Source organism: Mycobacterium sp. E802 (assembly GCF_001666875.1).
In the GTDB taxonomy this organism is placed as follows: domain Bacteria; phylum Actinomycetota; class Actinomycetes; order Mycobacteriales; family Mycobacteriaceae; genus Mycobacterium.
Map to the genome: position 1 here is coordinate 1 of NZ_LZJD01000082.1, position 17,850 is coordinate 17,850.

Here is a 17,850-nt window from a genome sequence, read left to right on the forward strand (position 1 = left end):
CAGCGCCGCGGCCAGCACCTTGGCCTTGTCGTTGTTGAGCTTGTTGCCCATGTCGTCCAAGCTGGCGCCCAGCGCCAGGAACTCACCGAGCGAATCCCAGCGCAGGTGGTTCTCCTCCACCAGCTGGTGCACGTGCTTGGGCGCCGAGCCGCCGGCACCGGTCTCGTACAGGCCACCACCGGCCATCAACGGCACGATCGAGAGCATCTTGGCGCTGGGCGCCAGCTTGGACGACATGGGCAACAAGCTCAACAACGACAAGGCCAAGGTGCTGGCCGCGGCGCTGGACACCGCGACCGGAAAGTTGTTGGACGAGAACAAGTCTCCGTCGCGCAAGACCGGCGAGCTCGACAACCGTGGCAGCCAGTTCTATCTGGCGCTGTACTGGGCGCAGGCGCTGGCCGAGCAGACCGAGGACAAGGAACTGGCCGAGCACTTCGCCCCGCTGGCCAAGACGCTCGGTGAGCAGGAGCAGGCCATCGTCGCCGAACTCAATGCCGCGCAGGGCAAGCCGGCCGATATCGGTGGCTACTACTACCCGGATCGGGAGAAGACCGCCGAGGTGATGCGGCCGAGCAAGACCTTCAACGAGGCCTTGGCGGCCTCCGAGAAGGTCTAAGCCTTCCCGGCTCACGTCGGGCCAGCCTCACCGAGATTGCACCCAGGGACAAATCCCGCCGAGATTTTGTCCCTGGGTGCAATCTGGGCGTTCTTTGTACCGGCCTACCCCGTGGCGCGCGTTTGGTCGATGTGGCTATCCACGAACTCGGTGATCACCCGGGTGATGGTGTCGGGCGCCTCGAACATCGGCACATGGCCGACACCGTCCAGTGTCTTCACCACGGCATCCGGTGCCAAGCTGTTCGTGAAGTGCCGGGTGAATCGCGGCGTCGGCAGGACGCGGTCCTTTTCACAGATCACCAGTTGAGTCGGGGTGCGGGAGTTCTCGATCTCCATCAGGCCCGCGGTGGTCAAGGCCTTGACCATGAGTTTGAAGTAGGCCGGGCAGTGTGCCAGGTCGTCGATCAGATCGCGGCGGTCGCTGTCGTTGAGCACGTCGGGTGTCGCGCTCACGGCTACGTATGAAATCTGCTTGGTCAGTGGCAGTTTGAGCAACTGCCGCCGCAGCACCGCGGTGGTCAGGACCACCGGAAGTGCGGCCATGAATTTGGCGATGATCTCGTACTTCGCCAGCGTGTGCATCGACCAGCCGCCCGCGGGGGCGATGCCGGTCAACGTGCGGGCCCGGCCGCGCCGTTCCAGCTCGAAGGCGACCCAGCCGCCCAGGGAATTGCCGACGATGTGGGCGGTGCACCAGCCGATTTCGTCGAGCCGGCGCTCGACATCGTCGGCCAACGTCGCGACGTCGAGGAGCAGCGGCGCGTGCGGACCGCCGTGGTGGCCGGCCATGGTCGGGGCGAACACCTCGTAGCGGCCGGTGGCGGCGAGCTGCGGTGCGACGTATTTCCAGACGCTCTGCGACAGCAGGAATGGGTGCAGCAGCAGGATCGGCTCGCCAGAGCCGAGATGAATGGGAGCACGTTCTGCCATGCCGCCCGACCCTAAGGTGATACCGCCGGTACCGCAAGGGGGCTGTCGTTGCCCATCGGTAGGGTCTGGGCCGTGGCAACTCCGGCATCCCTGACCGTCAGCACCATCAACGTCAACGGTATTCGCGCCGCGGTCAAGCAGCGGTCCACCGACAATCTCGGTCTGCTGCCCTGGCTCAAGGAAACCGAGGCTGACGTGGTGTGTCTGCAGGAAACCCGGGCCGACGACGAGCAGCTCAGCGATGCCCTGGCGCCGGCATTGGCCGATGGCTGGAACCTGGCCTCGGCCGTTCCGCATGTGAAGGGGCGCAACGGCGTTGCCGTGTTGTCCCGTCACCCCATCGAGGCGGCGCGGCTGCTGGTCTCCGACGAGTTCGAGACCCACGGGCGCTACCTCGAGGTGGACACCGCCGGGGTGACCGTGGCCAGCGTGTACGTACCGACCGGCGAGGCCGAGACGGACCGTCAGCTGGAGAAGGAGCGGTTCATGGCCACCCTCGCGGCGCGGATGGCCGAGCTGCATGCCCACGACGCGGTGCTGTGTGGTGATTGGAATATCGCCCACACCGAGAACGACATCAAGAACTGGAAGGGCAACCTCAAGAAGGCCGGCTTCCTGCCCAGCGAACGGGCCTGGCTCACCGAGTTGTTGGGCACCGGTTGGGTGGATGTGGTGCGGGTGCTGCATCCCGACGTGGCCGGACCCTACAGCTGGTGGTCATGGCGCGGAAAGGCGTTCGACAACGACGCCGGCTGGCGCATCGACTACCACCTGGCCAGCCCGACGCTGGCGGCGCGGGCCACCTCGGCGCGGGTCGACCGAGCCGAGCTATATGCGTTGCGGTGGTCGGATCACTCGCCGGTGACGGTCGCGTTCAGTTAGTCGACCGGCTCGTCATTGCAGATCAGGCAGCACTCGGCGTCATCGTCGGACCGGTTGTGCAGCAGGACGCGGTGACGAGGGCACTGCGCCCGATCGGCGCGCACATCGGCCGTGACCGAGGCGCCGGAACTTCCGTCACCGCAGGCATCGGCCGGAAACGCCGCGATCATCGACCGGAACGCTGTCAGGTACTCGATGAGCGACGCGGCATCCGGCTGATAGCTCAGCACCTCCCAGCGGTGGCGGTGCACGGCAGTGTCCACGACCTGCAGCAGGAACTGTTTCTGGGCGTCAAAGCCTGCGGCGGTCCAGCCCAGCTCGGATACGTCGAAGCCGACGGTTCCGAGGCCGACCAGCGAGTCGTCCCGATCGGCCAGCCAGCAGATGGTGGCCACCTGGTGGTCATCGCGGGCCAGGTCTGACCCGCTGAGCAGTAGCACCGACAGGAACACTGACGTCACGCCGTTGCTCAGGGTGATGTCGGCCACCGCCGGATCGTGGTCGGCGGTGATGCGGTTGGACACGGTTCGGTTCCCTTCAGGTCGCGTGACAAGATCGAACCATCATGAGCGTCCCCACCAAGAGCGTCGTGTTCTCCGGCGCACAGCCCACCTCGGATTCCCTGCACCTCGGCAACGCGCTGGGTGCCGTCACGCACTGGGCGCAGCTGCAGGACGGTTACGAGGCGTTCTTCTGTGTCGTCGACCAGCACGCCATCACCGTGCCGCAGGATCCCGAAACCTTACGCCGGCGCACCCTGGTGACCGCCGCGCAGTACCTGGCGCTGGGCATCGACCCGGCCCGCAGCACCGTGTTCGTCCAGAGCCACGTGCCCGAGCACAGCCAATTGGCTTGGGTGCTGGGCTGTTTCACCGGTTTCGGCCAGGCCTCGCGGATGACGCAGTTCAAGGACAAGTCGCAGAAGCAGGGCGCGGACGCCACTACCGTCGGGTTGTTCACCTATCCGGTGCTGATGGCCGCCGACGTACTGCTGTACGACACCGATCTGGTCCCGGTGGGGGAGGATCAGCGCCAGCACCTGGAGCTGGCCCGCGACCTGGCGCAGCGGTTCAACGCCCGGTTCCCGGAGACGTTCGTCGTCCCCGAGGCGATGATCCCGAAGGCGACGGCCAAGATCTACGACCTGCAGGACCCGTCGGCGAAGATGAGCAAGTCGGCGGCCAGTGACGCCGGGCTGATCAGCCTGCTCGACGATCCAAAGGCCACGGCCAAGAAGATTCGCTCGGCGGTGACCGACAGTGAGCGGGAAATCCGGTTCGACGCCGAGGCCAAGCCCGGCATCTCGAACCTGTTGACCATCCAGTCCGCGGTCACCGGTGCCGATATCGGCAAGCTGGTCGAAGGCTATGCCGGCCGTGGCTACGGAGACCTGAAGAAGGAGACGGCCGAGGCTGTCGTCGAGTTCGTCACTCCGATCAAGACCCGGGTGGACGAATTGCTGGCAGACCCGGCTGAGCTCCAGTCGGTTCTGGCGGCCGGGGCCGAACACGCCCGAGAGGTCGCCGGCAATACCCTCGCGCGGGTTTACGACAGGATAGGGTTTCTCCAGCAAACACCATAGGTGCCAGGGGAGGGGTTGGCGGTGGACGAGCCGGAGAAGCCCGGAATGCTGGCCCGGGTGCGCGCGCGCTTTCCCTGGTTCGACCATGTCATGCGGGCGCAGGAGCGCTACAACGACTGCAACGGCAACTTCTACGCCGCAGGCATCACGTACTTCACGATCTTCGCGCTGTTCCCGTTGTTGATGGTCGGTTTCGCTGCGGGCGGTTTCCTGCTGGCTCGGCGACGCGATCTGCTCGACCAGATCGAGGACCGCATCCGTGATGCGGTGTCGGGCGACCTCGGTCAGCAACTGGTGACGCTGATGGATTCGGCAATCGCCTCGCGTGGCACGGTCGGCGTGATCGGGTTGGCGACGGCGGTGTGGGCCGGGCTGGGATGGATGTCCAACCTGCGCCAGGCGCTCAGCCAAATGTGGGAGCAACACGCCGAGTCCAACTTCGTCGGCAACAAGCTCTCCGATCTGTTCGCCTTGGTGTCGGCGTTCTTGGCGATGGTGATCACCATCGGTCTGACCGTCCTCGGCGACCCCGCCCTGATGCGAAAGGTGTTGCGCTGGATCGGCCTTCACGACGGTGCGGTACTCGGCGGCGGGCTGCGGGTCATCTCGATCAGCGTGTCCGTCGCGATCTCGTGGCTGTTGTTCACCTGGATCATCTCCCGGTTACCGCGCGAGCCGGTACCGTTCCGTCGGTCGATCCGGGCCGGCTTGCTGGCTGCCGTAGGCTTCGAGATCTTCAAGCAGGTGGCCTCGATCTACCTGCAATCGGTGATCAACGGACCCGCCGGGGCGACATTCGGCCCGGTGTTGGGCTTGATGGTGTTCGCCTATGTCACCGCGCGGCTGATCCTGTTCGCGACCGCCTGGGCGGCGACGTCCAGAGAGAGCCTGGCCGAGGCGCCGGTGCTTCCGCCCGACCCGGCCCAGATCGTCACCCGTGTGCAAGTCCGCGAGGGGCTGGGCGCGCCCGGTGTCCTGGCCGCTGCAGCGGCGGGAGCAATTGGTGCGCTGGGTCTTTCGCGGCTGCTGCGTCGTTAGTGGCTGACGGCCTTGAGGCCCACGATGCAGCCCACGACACCGAGCATCAGCAATACCTTGACCACCGATGCGGACTCGGCGCCGGTGAGCATCGCGTATCCGACGGTGAGCACCGCCCCGATGCCTACCCACACCGCATAGCTGGTGCCGGGAGGCAGGGTTCGCATGGCGATGGCCAGCCCGATCATCGAGAACAGTAGTGCCACACCGAATACCACCGATGGCGCCAGGCGGGTGAAGCCCTCGGTCTTGCTCAATGCGGTCGCCCAGACCGCTTCCAAGACACCTGAGACGACGAGAATCAACCAGGCCATGAGACACCTCCAAACATCCCGTCTTGTCGCTGTCCGGGTACGGGTGTGCCTCGTCCGGTGCCAGGTGCTGGCGAAAACCATTGTAACAACGACGTAACATTGCAGGCTGTGAGCTTGGCAACCACGTGGTCGCGGTCCATGGGCATCAACGTTCCGATCGTCAACGCGCCGATGGGCGGAGCGGCCGGGGGTCGGCTGGCCGCCGCGGTCTCTGCGGCGGGCGGTCTGGGCATGGTCGGGATGGGCAGTTCGGCCACCGCCGAGCAATTGCGGACCGAGCTGGCCCACGTCGAGGGGTCCCGATTCGGAATCGGCTTGGTGCACTGGGTGGTTCAGGACCGGCCCGAGCTGTTCGACGTCGCGGTGGCGGCCCGGCCGGCGCTGCTGAGCGTGAGTTTCGGCGACGATTGGGCGTGGGTCCGCCGGGCCCACGATGCGGGCCTGACGGTGACGACCCAGGTGGCCACACTCGACGCGGCCCGGCGCGCGGTCGACGCCGGCGTCGACGTGGTGGTGGCCCGGGGTGCCGAGGGCGGCGGTCATGGTGAGCCGACGGTGGGTACCCTGCCGCTGCTGGCCGATGTGCTCGATGCCGTCGACGTGCCGGTGCTGGCTGCCGGCGGGGTCTCCTCGGCCCGGGCGGTGGCCGCGGTGTTGGCGGCCGGCGCGGCCGCGGTCTGGGTCGGCACGGCGTTCGCCGCCTGTGCCGAGTCGCTCACCCCGGACCCGGCGCGCACGGCTCTCATCGCTGCCGACGGCGACGCTACCGAGTTGACCAGCGAATACGATCTTGCTGCGGGCTATCGGTGGCCGAGCAGCATCCCTGAGCGGGTGTTGGCCGGCTCGCCGGTCAACGCGGGGCAGGGAGTCGGGGCCGTCCAACGCTCCGAAACGGTTGCCGAAATCGTGAAGTCGCTGACAGGGGGCGCTACGGAGCTGCTGGCACGCTGGCATTGATGAGCCTGCCAAACCGTCTAGAGCGGCGGCGGTTTGGCAGGCTCGAGGAGTATTCAACTCGAGCGGCAATTAATTGTCAGCCGAATCGGCAAATTCATGATTGATTGCTGGGTGTTTGCGCTGACAGGCTGGAACGTCACCGGATGGTGCGGCGATTCAGCGACCGCGCGCCCATCATCAGCATGAACACGATGAGAGCGCCGACCACCGCGACGCCCACCCGGACCGGCAGGGCATCGGCGGGCGGTAGCACCGACGCCGCCTGCGCCGCGGCGGCATCGGGCTCGGCCGGCTTGGGCTTGAGTGACGCGTCCGGGTCGACGAGCGTGCCGATCTTGGTTCCCGGTGGGGTGGCGAAACCGTAGTCGAGCAGATGGGCAGCCTGCTCCCATGGGGCGATCGGCACCCGGGTGCCTTTCATGAGAACTGCCACCAGGCGGCGGCCGTCGCGTTCGGCTGCGCCGACGAAGGTCTGGCCCGCGTCGTCGGTGTACCCGGTCTTGCCGCCGAGGGCGCCCGGGTAGTTGTAGAGCAGCTTGTTGTCGTTCTCGACGGGGTAGGACGCGTTGCCGTCGCGGCCGGGGAAGTCGTAGCTCTGGGTCCGCACGATGTCGGCGAAGACCGGGTTCTGCCAGGCATACCGGTAGAACAGGCCGATGTCGTAAGCCGAGGTGCTCATGCCCGGGCCGTCCAGACCCGAGGGCGTGGCGGCCCGGGTGTCGCGGCCGCCGAGCTTGCCGGCCAAGATGTTGAGCTTCTGCAACGCCGGGTCCATCCCGCCCAACTGCACCGCCAGCGCGTGCGCAGCGTCGTTGCCGGAGTGCATCAGCAGACCGTGCAACAGATCGTTGATCGTGTACTGGCCGCCGGGGCCGACGCCGACGCGGGTGCCTTCGGAGTTGGCGTCCTCCTGGGTGCCGGCGACCAGCTTGTTGAGGTTGAGTTCGTTGAGCGCGGCGGTGGCCACCAGCACCTTGATGATGCTGGCCGGGCGGTGCCGGCCGTGCGGATCGCGCGCGGCGATGATGTCGCCGCTGTCCAGATCGGCGACCAGCCAGGCCTCGGCCGAGACATCGTTGGGCAGTTGCGGGGTGTCGGGCGCAGTGATCACGCCACAGCTCGACAGCGCCTCACCACCAATTGTCTTGGTGGGCACCGGGAGCGGGCCGGGGGTTGGATCGCCCGGCTTGGGAACCTCTGAGGCGTCCACGGCCGGCGGGGTCGTCACCCGGTACGGGCAGTCCACGGCCGGATCGGCGTTGGCCGCACCGGCCGTCATCAGGGGTGCGGTCAGCATCGCCAGTGCCGCGAACGCGGACACCACGCGCCGGGTCGTCTTCTGCAAGGTCGCCATCGTGTCCGAAGATTAGGCCACGTCGACGCCGTTTGCGGTTTGCCACGCTGTGGCTGGTGTGACTGGTGTTAAAACTGCGCTAACGCACACCCGGAACGTCGGCATACGCCAACGCCGGGAAGGCGATCGTCGACATCCACAACTTGCCCGCCGATTCCACCAGGCCGGTGACGGTGCCGAAGTCCGGACGGGTGGCCTGAATTCCGGTGAGCACGTCGCCGGAGCCAGGGTCGAAAGCCAGCACCCATACGTGCGGCCGGATCTTTGGCTGGAGCCGATCGGGTAACCGCCACAAGAGCCTTCGGATCACCGGGGCCCGTGGTGCGAGGGCCTCGGCGGCGGCGTTCGGCGGGGAGACCATCGCCACCCAGATCCGGCCGTCGCCACCGGTGGAGATGTTGTCCGGATACCCCGGCAGATGCACTGCCAGGGGCGTCACCGTCCCGGCCTGCGGCCCACTGAGCCAGTACTTCGACAACCGCCGGCCCTGGGTTTCGGCGAACACCAACGCCGATTCGTCGGCGGTGGCGGTCAGGCCGTTGGCGAAGTACAGGCCGTCGACGAGTGTGGTGACCGTGCCGTCGGTGCCGAGCCGGAACAAGCTGCCCCGCCCACGGGCCTCCATGACCGCACCGGCGAAATGCTCGTAATGGAACTGGCTGGTCGACTCGGTAAAATAGATTGTGCCGTCGGCAGTCTCGGTCACATTGGAGCAAAACCTCAAGGGCCGGCCGGCCACGGACTCGACCAGCGTCGTCAACGCGCCGGAGTCAGGATCCAACGCCAGCAGCCCGCGGTGGCTGTCACAGATCAAAACCCGCCCGTCGCGGGCGACGTGCAGGCCCAGCGGCCGCCCGCCGGTAGTGGTGACGACGGTCGTGTCACCGGCGGGGGAGACCCGCACGATGCGACCGTCCTCCAAACCGGTCCACAGCTGCCCGGAGGCGTCGACGACGACGTCCTCGGGCCCGTGGCCGGGCATCGGGACGATGGTGAGCTCGGCCGGCCCGAAGTCCGGTAGCGGATCGATCGATGGTGGTGTCCAACGGATCGGATCGATCGGCGGTTTGCGTGGCACGCAGTCAGTCTGCCGCCGAATCGCTATTCCGGTAGCGAATCAGAGCAGCTTGCCGGCCTCGGTGAGCACGCCGTGCAGGATCTCGTAGATCGCGTCGAACTCGGCCTGCCCGCTGATCAGCGGCGGGGCCAGCTGGATCACCGGGTCGCCCCGGTCGTCGGCGCGGCAGTACAGCCCGGCCTCCCACAATGCCGGGGTGAGGAAGCCGCGCAGCAGCCGCTCGGACTCTTCGTCATCAAACGTGGCCTTGCTCGTTTTATCTTTGACCAGCTCGATGCCGTAGAAGAATCCCTCACCGCGGACGTCGCCGACGATCGGCAGGTCGTAGAGCTTTTCCAAGGTGGACCGGAACGCCGGGGCGTTCTCCTTGACGTGGTCGTTGAGCCCCTCGCGCTCGAAGATGTCGAGGTTGGCCATCGCCACCGCGGCCGAAACCGGATGTCCGCCAAAGGTATAGCCGTGGCCGAAGACTGTCTTGCCGTCGTTGAACGGCTCGAACAGCCGATCGCTGGCCACCATCGCCCCCAGCGGCGAGTAACCCGAAGTCAGGCCCTTGGCGCTGGTGATGATGTCCGGCACGTAACCGAAGTCGTCGCAGGCGAACATCGATCCGATGCGGCCGTAGGCGCAGATCACCTCGTCGGACACCAGCAGCACGTCGTAGGAGTCGCAGATCTCGCGCACCCGCTCGAAGTAGCCGGGTGGTGGTGGGAAGCAGCCGCCCGCGTTCTGCACCGGTTCCAGGAACACTGCGGCCACGGTGTCGGGGCCCTCGAACTCGATGGCCTCGGCGATGCGGTCGGCGCAGTAGCGACCGAAAACCTTTTCGTCATGCGCGTATTCGGCCGGTGCGCGGTAGAAGTTGGTGTTCGGCGCGCGGAAGCCGCCGGGGGTCAGCGGCTCGAACGGCGCCTTGAAGGCCGGGATTCCGGTGATCGCCAGCGCGCCCTGCGGGGTGCCGTGGTAGGCGATCGCACGTGAAACCACTTTGTGCTTACCGGGTTTGCCGGTCAGCTTGAAGTATTGCTTGGCCAGCTTCCAGGCGCTCTCGACGGCCTCGCCGCCGCCGGTGGTGAAGAACACCCGGTTCAGGTCGCCCGGCGCGTAATTGGCGACGCGTTCGGCCAGTTCGATGGCCGGCGGTGTGGCGTAGGACCACAGCGGGAAGAACGACAGCTTCTCGGCCTGTTTGGCTGCGGCTTCGGCCAACTCGGCTCGGCCGTGGCCGACCTGCACGACGAACAGGCCGCTCAACCCGTCGATGTAGCTCTTGCCCGTGTCGTCGAAGATGCGCACGCCCTCGCCGCGGGTGATGATGGGCGGGGTGATGCCCTCGCCGTGCCGGGCGAAGTGGCCCCACAGGTGGCGATTGGCCTTGGCGCCCAGATCGGTTGTCTCCGTGTTGGTCATCGGGTTCCCCAGTTGTATTGCTGCTTGACGAGTTTGAGGTAAACGAGGGTTTCGGTGGTGATCACTCCGGGCAGGGACCGGATCTCGGTGTTGAGAAGTTCGAGCAGGCTGTCGTCGTCCTCACACACCACCTCGACGATCGCGTCGAACGATCCGGCCGTCAGGACGACATAGTCCACCGCTTCGAGGGCCGACAGCTTTTCGGCCAACTTGAGCGTGTCTCCGGTGCAGCGGATGCCGATCATGGCCTGCCGCGCGAAGCCGAGTTGCAGTGGATCGGTCACCGCGACGATCTGCATGACCCCGGCGTCGACCATGCGCTGCACGCGCTGCCGCACCGCGGCCTCCGACAGTCCCACGGCCTTACCGATTCCGGCGTACGAGCGGCGTCCGTCGGCTTGGAGTTTCTCGATGATCGCCTTCGACAGATCATCGAGCTGAAAGGCGGTGCGAGAATTGTTCACCCGCAGCGGCACGGGCTGAAGGTCAGCGCCCTCAGGGTTGGTCATCCACCGATTGTGCACGGAATCCGTTGTTTGCGGCAACTGAATCAATGAAATCCTTCGTCGCAACCCGGGTGTGACACGGGATTGCGTAGAGAACGTTCATGTCTTCGGTTACCGTGGGGCCCCATGAGTGTGGCAGTGAATGTGACGAGCAGTTGGATCGACGGCGCACCGGTGGCGACGGCCGGACCCATCCACCAGATCATCGACCCGGCCTCCGGCCAGGCTGTCGTTGACTACTCCTTGGCCACTGAGGCCGATGTGGATGCCGCTGTCGCCTCTGCACGTAAGGCATTCCCCGGCTGGGCGAAGGCCGCTCCGGCCGAACGGTCAGCAGTAGTGGCCAAACTCGCCAAGCTCGCCGACGAGCACGCCGATCAACTGATCGCCGAGGAGGTCAGCCAGACCGGCAAGCCGGTGCGGCTGGCCACCGAGTTCGACGTGCCCGGCAGCATCGACAACATCGACTTTTTCGCCGGTGCCGCCCGTCGCCTGGAAGGCAAGGCCACCGCTGAGTACTCAGGCGACCACACCTCCAGCATCCGGCGTGAGGCCGTCGGCGTGGTCGCGACCATCACCCCGTGGAACTACCCGCTGCAGATGGCGGTGTGGAAGGTCATCCCGGCGCTGGCCGCCGGCTGTTCGGTCGTCATCAAGCCCGCCGAGGTCACCCCACTGACCACTCTCACGCTGGCCCGGCTGGCCACCGAGGCCGGTCTGCCCGACGGCGTGTTCAACGTGGTCACCGGCGGTGGCGCCGACGTGGGAACGGCCCTGGCCGCACACCGTGACGTTGACGTCGTGACCTTCACCGGGTCGACTGCCGTCGGCCGCAAGGTGATGGCCGCCGCAGCCACCCACGGTCACCGCACCCAGCTCGAACTGGGCGGCAAGGCGCCGTTCGTGGTGTTCGACGACGCCGATCTGGACGCTGCCATTCAGGGAGCCGTGGCCGCTTCCCTGATCAACACCGGCCAGGACTGCACCGCGGCCACCAGGGCGATCGTCGCTCGCGATCTCTACGACGACTTTGTCGCCGGCGTGGCAGAGGTGATGAGCAAGATCGTCGTCGGCGACCCGCACGATCCCGACACCGACCTCGGGCCGCTCATCTCCTTCGCGCACCGCGACAAGGTGGCGGGCATGGTGGCCCGGGCACCCCAGCAGGGCGGCCGTGTCGTCACCGGCGGCGTGGTTCCTGATCTGCCTGGCGCGTTCTACCGTCCCACCCTCATCGCCGATGTCGCGGAGACCTCCGAGGTGTACCGCGACGAGATCTTCGGCCCGGTGCTGACGGTGCGGTCGTTCACCGATGACGACGATGCGATCCGGCAGGCCAACGACACCGACTATGGCTTGGCCGCCTCGGCCTGGACCCGCGATGTGTACCGCGCGCAGCGGGCTTCACGCGAGATCAACGCCGGATGCGTGTGGATCAACGACCACATCCCGATCATCAGCGAGATGCCCCACGGCGGCGTCGGCGCGTCCGGCTTCGGCAAGGACATGAGCGACTACTCGTTCGAGGAGTACCTCGCCATCAAGCACGTGATGAGCGACATCACCGGTGTGGTCGAAAAGGGCTGGCACCGAACGGTATTCAACAAGCGCTGACCGCAGTGTGCCGCGGTCACGCTCGGCGGGATTAAGCTTGGTCTGTGACCACTGCGGCGCGCACCGACGAGTTCGAGGCGCTGCGGCCGCACCTGTTGGCGGTCGCCTATCGGTTGACGGGTACCTATGCCGATGCCGAAGACATCGTCCAGGACGCCTGGTTGCGCTGGCACGACAATAAGAGTGCGATCGCCGACCTACGCGCCTGGCTGACCACCGTGGTGAGCCGGTTGGGGCTGGACCGGCTGCGTTCTGCGGCCCATCGACGCGAGGCCTATTACGGCGAATGGCTGCCCGAGCCTGTCGTGACCGGGCTAGATGCGAACGATCCGCTCAACGCGGTGGTGGCAGGCGAGGACGCGCGGTTCGCCGCGATGGTGGTGCTCGAACGGCTCACGCCCGATCAGCGGGTGGCGTTCGTGTTGCACGACGGTTTCGGCCTGCCCTTCGGCGAAATCGCCCGCGTGCTCGGAGTCAGCGACGCCTCGGCCCGCCAGTTGGCCTCGCGGGCCCGCCGCGCAGTCTCCGACAACCCACCGCCGTCGTCGTCCGACGATGTGCACAACCAGGTTGCGGGCGAGCTGATGGCCGCCCTGGCGTCGGGGGAGCTCGACGCCGTCGTCCGGTTGCTGCATCCCGACGTGACGTTCACCGGCGATTCGAACCGGCGCGCCCCGACCGCTGCCCGCGTCATCCACGGACCGGACAAGGTGGCCCGCTTCATCCTCGGACTGGCCCAGAAGTACGGCCCGAATTGGTTGGCGGGCAGTCAATTTGCGCTTGTCAACGGCCAGCTGGGCGTCTACACGACAGGCGCACCCGCCGGTGACGGCTACCCCGAGATGATGCCGCGGGTCACGATATTCACCGTCCGCGACGGCTTGGTCTGCGCGGTATGGGACATCGCCAACCCGGACAAGTTCACCGGATCCCCGTTGCGAGGTGCCCGGTGATGCCGAACGAGCCCGGAACCCTGGCCCAAACCTTCAGCCGGATGATGTTCCGCGGCATGGACAAGATGCGTCACCGTGACGCCTTCGACATCGGCCCGGCGACCGGGTCGGATTTCGCCGGGTTCGAGAACCACCGCCAGATCGTGTTGGTGACGTACCGACGTTCGGGGGAGCCGGTGCCCAGCCCGATCAACCACGGCATCGACCTCGCCGGTCCGGGCAAGCTCTACGTCCGCACCGATGCGTCGACCGCCAAGGTCAGGCGCATTCGGAACAACCCGCACGTCCTCGTCGTGGCGTGCAATCTGCGCGGCAAGCCCAGCGGTCCGGTGGTGGCCGGTGTGGCCCGCATCCTCGACGAATCCGAACATGCGCACGCCGAGTCGGTGATCGCGGCCAACTGGAGTCTGCCGATGAAGTTGTTCGAGCGCAGCCTGGATGCCGGCAGTCAAACGCTCGGTGTGCCCATGGCGTACATCGAGATCACGCCCAGGGAACCCGGCACGCATCCCCGGAGTTGAACCCCTGCTCGGTGATGCCCAGCGCCGAATACATCCGGGCCCGCATGTTCTCCACCCCGATCTGGTAGGTCAACTCGATCACGCCGTCGTCGCCGAAGCGGCGTTGCAGGTCGGCCACCTGCTCGTCGGTGACGGTGTGCGGATCGGTGGTCATGGCATTGGCGTAGCTGATCGCGGCTCGCTCGTCGTCGGTGAACAGTGGCGAGCTGGCATAGTCGTCGATCGACTTGAGGCGCTCCATGTCGAGGTTGTCCAGCCGCATCAGCATGGAGCCGAAGTCCACGCACCACGAGCAGCCGACGGTGCGGGCGGTCCAGAACACCGCGAGCTCCCGGACGCTGGCCGGCAGCTTCTTCGAGCCACTCTTCAACAGCATTTCGTGTGCCGCGTTGGCGACCAGTAGACGCGGGTGGTGTGCCGCCACGGTGAACGGTTCGGGCACCTCACCGAACTGACGCTTGGCGAACCAGTACATGGCACGGGTCAACAGGCCGGCTTGTTTGGGGGTGACGGGAGCGATTCGTGTTTTTGTCTCGGTCATATCCAGTAGACGAGATGGCCGCTGAGTTTGTGACGCCGAGTGTGTACATAATGGCGAAATTCCGAGATTTCTGACCATCATGTTCACACTGGCGGGCGATGGAACCGTACTGACCTGCGCTGCGTGCAGTTGCGGAAGGTGTTGGATCTTGCCGACTATGGCGCCGAATCACCGCAGGAAACCCGGCTCCGACTGGTGTACACGAAAGCGGGCATGCGCCCGACCAAGACCCAGATCAACGTGTTCGACGGATATACGTGGATCGGCCGCATCGACATGGGTTGGCCGGAATGGAAGGTCGGCGTGCAGTACGACGGCATTCACCACTGGACCGATCCGCGACAGCGCACCAAGGACATCGATCAGGATGCCCAGTACCGCGAACTCGGCTGGCGCATCGTTCGCGTCGGCGCTGATCTGCTGCGTCACCGCCAACGCATCATCATCGACCGCACCCGCCAAGCCCTCCGGGATGCCGGCGCCCCCTTCTGATGCCCAACGTGAAGACGATCGCGAGATTTTCGAGAAATCTCGCGATCGTCTTCACACTCGGCGGAACATCGAAGATCTAACGCGCGAACATCAGCGCGCGCTTGACCTCCTGGATCGCCTGGGTCACCTGGATGCCACGCGGGCACGCCTCGGTGCAGTTGAACGTGGTGCGGCAACGCCACACACCGTCGACCTCGTTGAGGATGTCCAAACGCTCGGCGGCCGCCTCGTCACGTGAGTCGAAGATGAACCGGTGCGCGTTGACGATCGCGGCTGGGCCGAAGTACGACCCCTCGCTCCAATACACCGGGCACGAGGTGGTGCAGCAGGCGCACAGGATGCACTTGGTGGTGTCGTCGTAACGGGCCCGGTCGGTGGCGCTCTGGATGCGCTCCTTGGTGGGCGGGTTTCCGCTGGTGATCAGGAACGGCTTGACGGCGCGGTAGGCGTCGAAGAACGGCTCCATGTCCACCACCAGGTCCTTCTCCACGGGCAGGCCGCGGATCGGCTCGATGGTGATGGTCAGCTGCTTCTTGGGGTTCTTGGGCAGCATGTCGCGCATCAGCACCTTGCAGGCCAGCCGGTTCACACCGTTGATCCGCATGGCGTCGCTACCGCACACTCCGTGGGCGCAGGACCGACGGAACGTCAGCGTGCCGTCCAGGTAGCCCTTCACGTACAGCAGCAGGTTCAGCAGCCGGTCTGAGGGCAGGCACGGCACCCGGAAACTCTGCCAGCCGGCGGCGTCGGGGTTTTCGGGGTCGAACCGGGCGATCTTCAGCGTCACCATGACCGCGCCCTCGGGCACGGGGGGCAGGGGCGGATCGCCGGCTTCGGGCTTATCTACAACTTCTGCGACAGGTGCCATTGCTAGTACTTCCGTTCCATCGGCTCGTACCGGGTCTGGACCACGGGCTTGTAGTCCAGCCGGATGTCGGCGAGCAGCCCGGGGCCTTCCTTGTACGCCATGGTGTGGCGCAGGTAGTTGGTGTCGTCGCGGTTCGGGTAGTCCTCACGCGCGTGGCCGCCGCGGGACTCCTTGCGGTTGAGCGCACCGACCACGGTCACCTCGGCCAGTTCCAGCAGGAAGCCCAGTTCGATGGCCTCCAGCAGGTCGCTGTTGTAGCGTTTGCCCTTGTCGTGCACGGTGATTCGGGCGTAGCGCTCCTTGAGGGCGTGGATGTCGGTCAGCGCCTGCTTGAGCGTCTCCTCGGTGCGGAACACGGCCGCGTTGTTGTCCATCGACTGCTGCAGGGCAGTGCGGATGTCGGCGACGCGCTCGTTGCCGTGCTCGGAGAGGATGTCGCCGACCCAGCCGACCACCATGTCGGCCGGGTTCTCCGGCAGGTCGACGTGGTTGTGGTTGGCGGCGTACTCGGCGGCGGCGATGCCGGCACGACGGCCGAACACGTTGATGTCCAGCAGCGAGTTGGTGCCCAGGCGGTTGGCGCCGTGCACCGAGACGCAGGCGCACTCACCCGCGGCGTACAGGCCGGGGATGACGTTGGTGTTGTCGCGCAGCACCTGGCCGTGGACCGTGGTGGGAATGCCGCCCATGACGTAGTGACAGGTCGGGTACACCGGCACCAGCTCGGTGACCGGGTCCACGCCCAGGTAGGTACGGGCGAACTCGGTGATGTCGGGAAGCTTGGCCTCCAGCACGTCCTCGCCGAGGTGACGCACGTCGATGTAGACGTAGTCCTTGTTCGGTCCGGCGCCGCGGCCTTCGAGCACCTCCAGCACCATCGACCGGGCCACGATGTCACGCGGCGCGAGGTCGACGATCGTCGGCGCGTAGCGCTCCATGAACCGCTCGCCCTCGCCGTTGAGCAACCGGCCGCCCTCACCGCGCACGGCTTCGGAGATCAGGATGCCCAGGCCGGCCAGACCGGTCGGGTGGAACTGGTGGAACTCCATGTCCTCCAAGGGAAGTCCCTTGCGGAAGATGATGCCCAGGCCGTCACCGGTCAGGGTGTGGGCGTTGGAGGTGGTCTTGTACATCCGGCCGGACCCGCCGGTGGCGAAGACGATCGCCTTGGCGTGGAAGATGTGGATGTCGCCGGTGGCCAGCTCGTAGGCGATGACGCCGGTGGCCACCGGGCCGGCCGGGGTCTCGGTCAGCGCGATGTCCAGGGCGTAGAACTCGTTGAAGAACTCCACGTCGTGCTTGACGCAGTTTTGGTACAGCGTCTGCAGGATCATGTGGCCGGTGCGGTCCGCGGCGTAGCAGGCCCGGCGCACCGGGGCTTTGCCGTGGTCGCGGGTGTGCCCGCCGAAGCGGCGCTGGTCGATGCGGCCCTCGGGGGTGCGGTTGAACGGCATCCCCATCTTCTCCAGGTCCAGCACCGCGTCGATGGCCTCCTTGGCCATGATCTCGACGGCGTCCTGGTCAGCGAGGTAATCGCCACCCTTGACGGTGTCGAAGGTGTGCCATTCCCAGTTGTCCTCTTCGACGTTGGCCAGCGCGGCGCACATGCCGCCCTGGGCTGCGCCGGTGTGCGAACGCGTCGGGTACAGCTTGGTCAGCACGGCGGTGCGGACGCGCGGACCGGCCTCGACGGCTGCGCGCATGCCGGCGCCGCCCGCGCCGACGATGACGACGTCGTAGCGATGTTCCTGAATCATGGGTCAGCTCCCAATATTCGGGTCGAAGGTGACCAAGACGTAGGTGCCCAGAACCAGGGTGAACCCTGTGGCCAGCAGCAACAGCGAATTCAGCCAGAACTTCGTGGTGTTCTTACGGGCGTAGTCGCCGATGATGGTCCGCAGGCCGTTGGCCCCGTGGATCATCGCCAGCCACAGCAGGGCCATGTCCCAGATCTGCCAGAACGGCGAGGCCCACCGCTGCGCGACATAGTTGAAGTCGATGCGGTAAACACCGTCGGACCACATCAGCATGATGAACAGGTGGCCCAGGGCCAGGAAGACCAGGGCGACACCCGAGAACCGCATGAACAGCCACGCGTACTTTTCGAAGTACGGGATACCGCGGGGACGACGGGGCGCGCGCGGGTGGTCCAGCGCAGCCGGCCGGTCGTGTTCGCGTTCCATCACCGG

At 66.3% G+C, this 17,850-nt stretch carries 19 protein-coding genes, 2 pseudogenes and 1 riboswitch; of the genes and pseudogenes, 9 read left to right on the forward strand and 12 right to left on the reverse strand.

The features are described 5' to 3' along the window. The coding region (locus A5699_RS12180; protein WP_369806693.1) for an NADP-dependent isocitrate dehydrogenase at window positions 1-237 on the reverse strand (237 nt) is incomplete at its 3' end. On the opposite strand from A5699_RS12180, the pseudogene A5699_RS12185 reads away from it, so the two are divergent. After that, a pseudogene (locus A5699_RS12185) lies at window positions 206-619 on the forward strand (NADP-dependent isocitrate dehydrogenase); the annotation flags it as partial. The gene A5699_RS12180 and the pseudogene A5699_RS12185 overlap by 32 nt on opposite strands. A 104-nt stretch (window positions 620-723) precedes the next feature. Here A5699_RS12185 and A5699_RS12190 read toward each other — a convergent pair. Continuing rightward, complete coding sequence (locus A5699_RS12190) at window positions 724-1,551, reverse strand: alpha/beta fold hydrolase (RefSeq protein WP_067769560.1); 828 nt, start codon at window positions 1,549-1,551, stop codon at window positions 724-726. Between the two features lie 72 nt (window positions 1,552-1,623). Here A5699_RS12190 and A5699_RS12195 point away from each other — a divergent pair, with 72 nt between their 5' ends. Beyond that, window positions 1,624-2,433, forward strand: coding sequence for an exodeoxyribonuclease III (locus tag A5699_RS12195; protein ID WP_231965693.1), 810 nt, complete (start codon window positions 1,624-1,626; stop codon window positions 2,431-2,433). Here A5699_RS12195 and A5699_RS12200 read toward each other — a convergent pair. Further along, window positions 2,430-2,957 (reverse strand): hypothetical protein, encoded by a 528-nt coding sequence (locus A5699_RS12200; protein WP_067769562.1) that lies wholly within the window; start codon window positions 2,955-2,957, stop codon window positions 2,430-2,432. The genes A5699_RS12195 and A5699_RS12200 overlap by 4 nt on opposite strands. A gap of 41 nt (window positions 2,958-2,998) precedes the next feature. On the opposite strand from A5699_RS12200, the gene trpS reads away from it, so the two are divergent. Then, the gene (gene trpS / locus A5699_RS12205; RefSeq protein WP_067769564.1) at window positions 2,999-4,015 is read left to right on the forward strand and encodes a tryptophan--tRNA ligase; all 1,017 of its coding nucleotides are present in this window, start codon (window positions 2,999-3,001) and stop codon (window positions 4,013-4,015) included. 21 nt (window positions 4,016-4,036) lie between these two features. Then, window positions 4,037-5,053, forward strand: coding sequence for an inner membrane protein YhjD (gene yhjD / locus A5699_RS12210; RefSeq protein ID WP_067769567.1), 1,017 nt, complete (start codon window positions 4,037-4,039; stop codon window positions 5,051-5,053). Here yhjD and A5699_RS12215 read toward each other — a convergent pair. Beyond that, window positions 5,050-5,367, reverse strand: coding sequence for a multidrug efflux SMR transporter (locus tag A5699_RS12215; protein ID WP_067769570.1), 318 nt, complete (start codon window positions 5,365-5,367; stop codon window positions 5,050-5,052). The two genes, yhjD and A5699_RS12215, sit on opposite strands and share 4 nt — an antisense overlap. A 12-nt stretch (window positions 5,368-5,379) precedes the next feature. Continuing rightward, window positions 5,380-5,444, reverse strand: a riboswitch (guanidine-III (ykkC-III) riboswitch). Window positions 5,445-5,466: 22 nt separating this feature from the next. On the opposite strand from A5699_RS12215, the gene A5699_RS12220 reads away from it, so the two are divergent. Then, the gene (locus A5699_RS12220; protein WP_082957677.1) at window positions 5,467-6,324 is read left to right on the forward strand and encodes a nitronate monooxygenase family protein; all 858 of its coding nucleotides are present in this window, start codon (window positions 5,467-5,469) and stop codon (window positions 6,322-6,324) included. A 136-nt stretch (window positions 6,325-6,460) separates the two neighbouring features. On the opposite strand, the gene A5699_RS12225 is transcribed toward A5699_RS12220, so the two are convergent. The 4 genes from A5699_RS12225 to A5699_RS12240 all read right to left on the reverse strand — a co-directional run bounded on the left by A5699_RS12225 (window position 6,461) and on the right by A5699_RS12240 (window position 10,675). After that, a complete protein-coding gene (locus tag A5699_RS12225) occupies window positions 6,461-7,678 on the reverse strand; it encodes a D-alanyl-D-alanine carboxypeptidase family protein (RefSeq protein ID WP_067769572.1) in 1,218 nt (405 codons plus the stop codon). A gap of 79 nt (window positions 7,679-7,757) precedes the next feature. Next, window positions 7,758-8,756, reverse strand: coding sequence for an SMP-30/gluconolactonase/LRE family protein (locus A5699_RS12230; RefSeq protein WP_067769574.1), 999 nt, complete (start codon window positions 8,754-8,756; stop codon window positions 7,758-7,760). Between the two features lie 39 nt (window positions 8,757-8,795). After that, window positions 8,796-10,166 (reverse strand): aspartate aminotransferase family protein, encoded by a 1,371-nt coding sequence (locus A5699_RS12235; protein ID WP_067769576.1) that lies wholly within the window; start codon window positions 10,164-10,166, stop codon window positions 8,796-8,798. Continuing rightward, complete coding sequence (locus tag A5699_RS12240) at window positions 10,163-10,675, reverse strand: Lrp/AsnC family transcriptional regulator (RefSeq protein ID WP_067769578.1); 513 nt, start codon at window positions 10,673-10,675, stop codon at window positions 10,163-10,165. Before A5699_RS12240 ends, A5699_RS12235 begins: the two co-directional genes overlap by 4 nt. A 123-nt stretch (window positions 10,676-10,798) precedes the next feature. On the opposite strand from A5699_RS12240, the gene A5699_RS12245 reads away from it, so the two are divergent. The 3 genes from A5699_RS12245 to A5699_RS12255 are packed head-to-tail and all read left to right on the forward strand — an operon-like array spanning window position 10,799 to window position 13,760. Then, window positions 10,799-12,286 carry a gamma-aminobutyraldehyde dehydrogenase gene (locus A5699_RS12245; RefSeq protein ID WP_067769582.1) on the forward strand — a complete coding sequence of 496 codons (1,488 nt, stop codon included), beginning with the start codon at window positions 10,799-10,801 and terminating at the stop codon, window positions 12,284-12,286. Window positions 12,287-12,330: 44 nt separating this feature from the next. Then, a complete protein-coding gene (locus A5699_RS12250) occupies window positions 12,331-13,239 on the forward strand; it encodes a sigma-70 family RNA polymerase sigma factor (protein ID WP_067769584.1) in 909 nt (302 codons plus the stop codon). After that, complete coding sequence (locus A5699_RS12255) at window positions 13,239-13,760, forward strand: PPOX class F420-dependent oxidoreductase (protein WP_067769586.1); 522 nt, start codon at window positions 13,239-13,241, stop codon at window positions 13,758-13,760. The genes A5699_RS12250 and A5699_RS12255 overlap by 1 nt, the downstream gene beginning before the upstream one ends. Here the strand turns inward: A5699_RS12255 and A5699_RS12260 are convergent. Continuing rightward, window positions 13,723-14,319: pseudogene (locus A5699_RS12260) on the reverse strand (carboxymuconolactone decarboxylase family protein); the annotation flags it as partial. The gene A5699_RS12255 and the pseudogene A5699_RS12260 overlap by 38 nt on opposite strands. A 105-nt stretch (window positions 14,320-14,424) precedes the next feature. Here A5699_RS12260 and A5699_RS12265 point away from each other — a divergent pair. Further along, complete coding sequence (locus tag A5699_RS12265) at window positions 14,425-14,793, forward strand: hypothetical protein (protein ID WP_231965694.1); 369 nt, start codon at window positions 14,425-14,427, stop codon at window positions 14,791-14,793. Window positions 14,794-14,869: 76 nt separating this feature from the next. Here A5699_RS12265 and A5699_RS12270 read toward each other — a convergent pair whose 3' ends face one another. Genes A5699_RS12270 through A5699_RS12280 form a run of 3 tightly spaced genes read right to left on the reverse strand, consistent with a single transcriptional unit; the run spans window position 14,870 to window position 17,844 of the window. Then, window positions 14,870-15,661, reverse strand: a complete 792-nt coding sequence (locus A5699_RS12270; protein WP_067769590.1) for a succinate dehydrogenase iron-sulfur subunit — start codon at window positions 15,659-15,661, stop codon at window positions 14,870-14,872. 2 nt (window positions 15,662-15,663) lie between these two features. Then, a complete protein-coding gene (gene sdhA, locus A5699_RS12275; RefSeq protein ID WP_067769593.1) occupies window positions 15,664-17,418 on the reverse strand; it encodes a succinate dehydrogenase flavoprotein subunit in 1,755 nt (584 codons plus the stop codon). Between the two features lie 3 nt (window positions 17,419-17,421). Next, on the reverse strand, window positions 17,422-17,844 hold the full coding sequence (locus A5699_RS12280) for a succinate dehydrogenase hydrophobic membrane anchor subunit (protein WP_197508273.1): 423 nt from the start codon (window positions 17,842-17,844) through the stop codon (window positions 17,422-17,424). Between the last annotated feature and the right edge of the window lie 6 nt (window positions 17,845-17,850).

Bases quoted from the DNA above. Each gene is read 5' to 3' on its own strand.
- A5699_RS12190 (WP_067769560.1), bottom strand. From the start codon at position 1,551: ATGGCAGAACGTGCTCCCATTCATCTCGGCTCTGGCGAGCCGATCCTG.
- trpS (WP_067769564.1), top strand. From the start codon at position 2,999: ATGAGCGTCCCCACCAAGAGCGTCGTGTTCTCCGGCGCACAGCCCACC.
- A5699_RS12215 (WP_067769570.1), bottom strand. From the start codon at position 5,367: ATGGCCTGGTTGATTCTCGTCGTCTCAGGTGTCTTGGAAGCGGTCTGG.
- A5699_RS12225 (WP_067769572.1), bottom strand. From the start codon at position 7,678: ATGGCGACCTTGCAGAAGACGACCCGGCGCGTGGTGTCCGCGTTCGCG.
- A5699_RS12235 (WP_067769576.1), bottom strand. From the start codon at position 10,166: ATGACCAACACGGAGACAACCGATCTGGGCGCCAAGGCCAATCGCCAC.
- A5699_RS12240 (WP_067769578.1), bottom strand. From the start codon at position 10,675: ATGACCAACCCTGAGGGCGCTGACCTTCAGCCCGTGCCGCTGCGGGTG.
- A5699_RS12245 (WP_067769582.1), top strand. From the start codon at position 10,799: ATGAGTGTGGCAGTGAATGTGACGAGCAGTTGGATCGACGGCGCACCG.
- A5699_RS12255 (WP_067769586.1), top strand. From the start codon at position 13,239: ATGCCGAACGAGCCCGGAACCCTGGCCCAAACCTTCAGCCGGATGATG.
- A5699_RS12270 (WP_067769590.1), bottom strand. From the start codon at position 15,661: ATGGCACCTGTCGCAGAAGTTGTAGATAAGCCCGAAGCCGGCGATCCG.
- sdhA (WP_067769593.1), bottom strand. From the start codon at position 17,418: ATGATTCAGGAACATCGCTACGACGTCGTCATCGTCGGCGCGGGCGGC.
- A5699_RS12280 (WP_197508273.1), bottom strand. From the start codon at position 17,844: ATGGAACGCGAACACGACCGGCCGGCTGCGCTGGACCACCCGCGCGCG.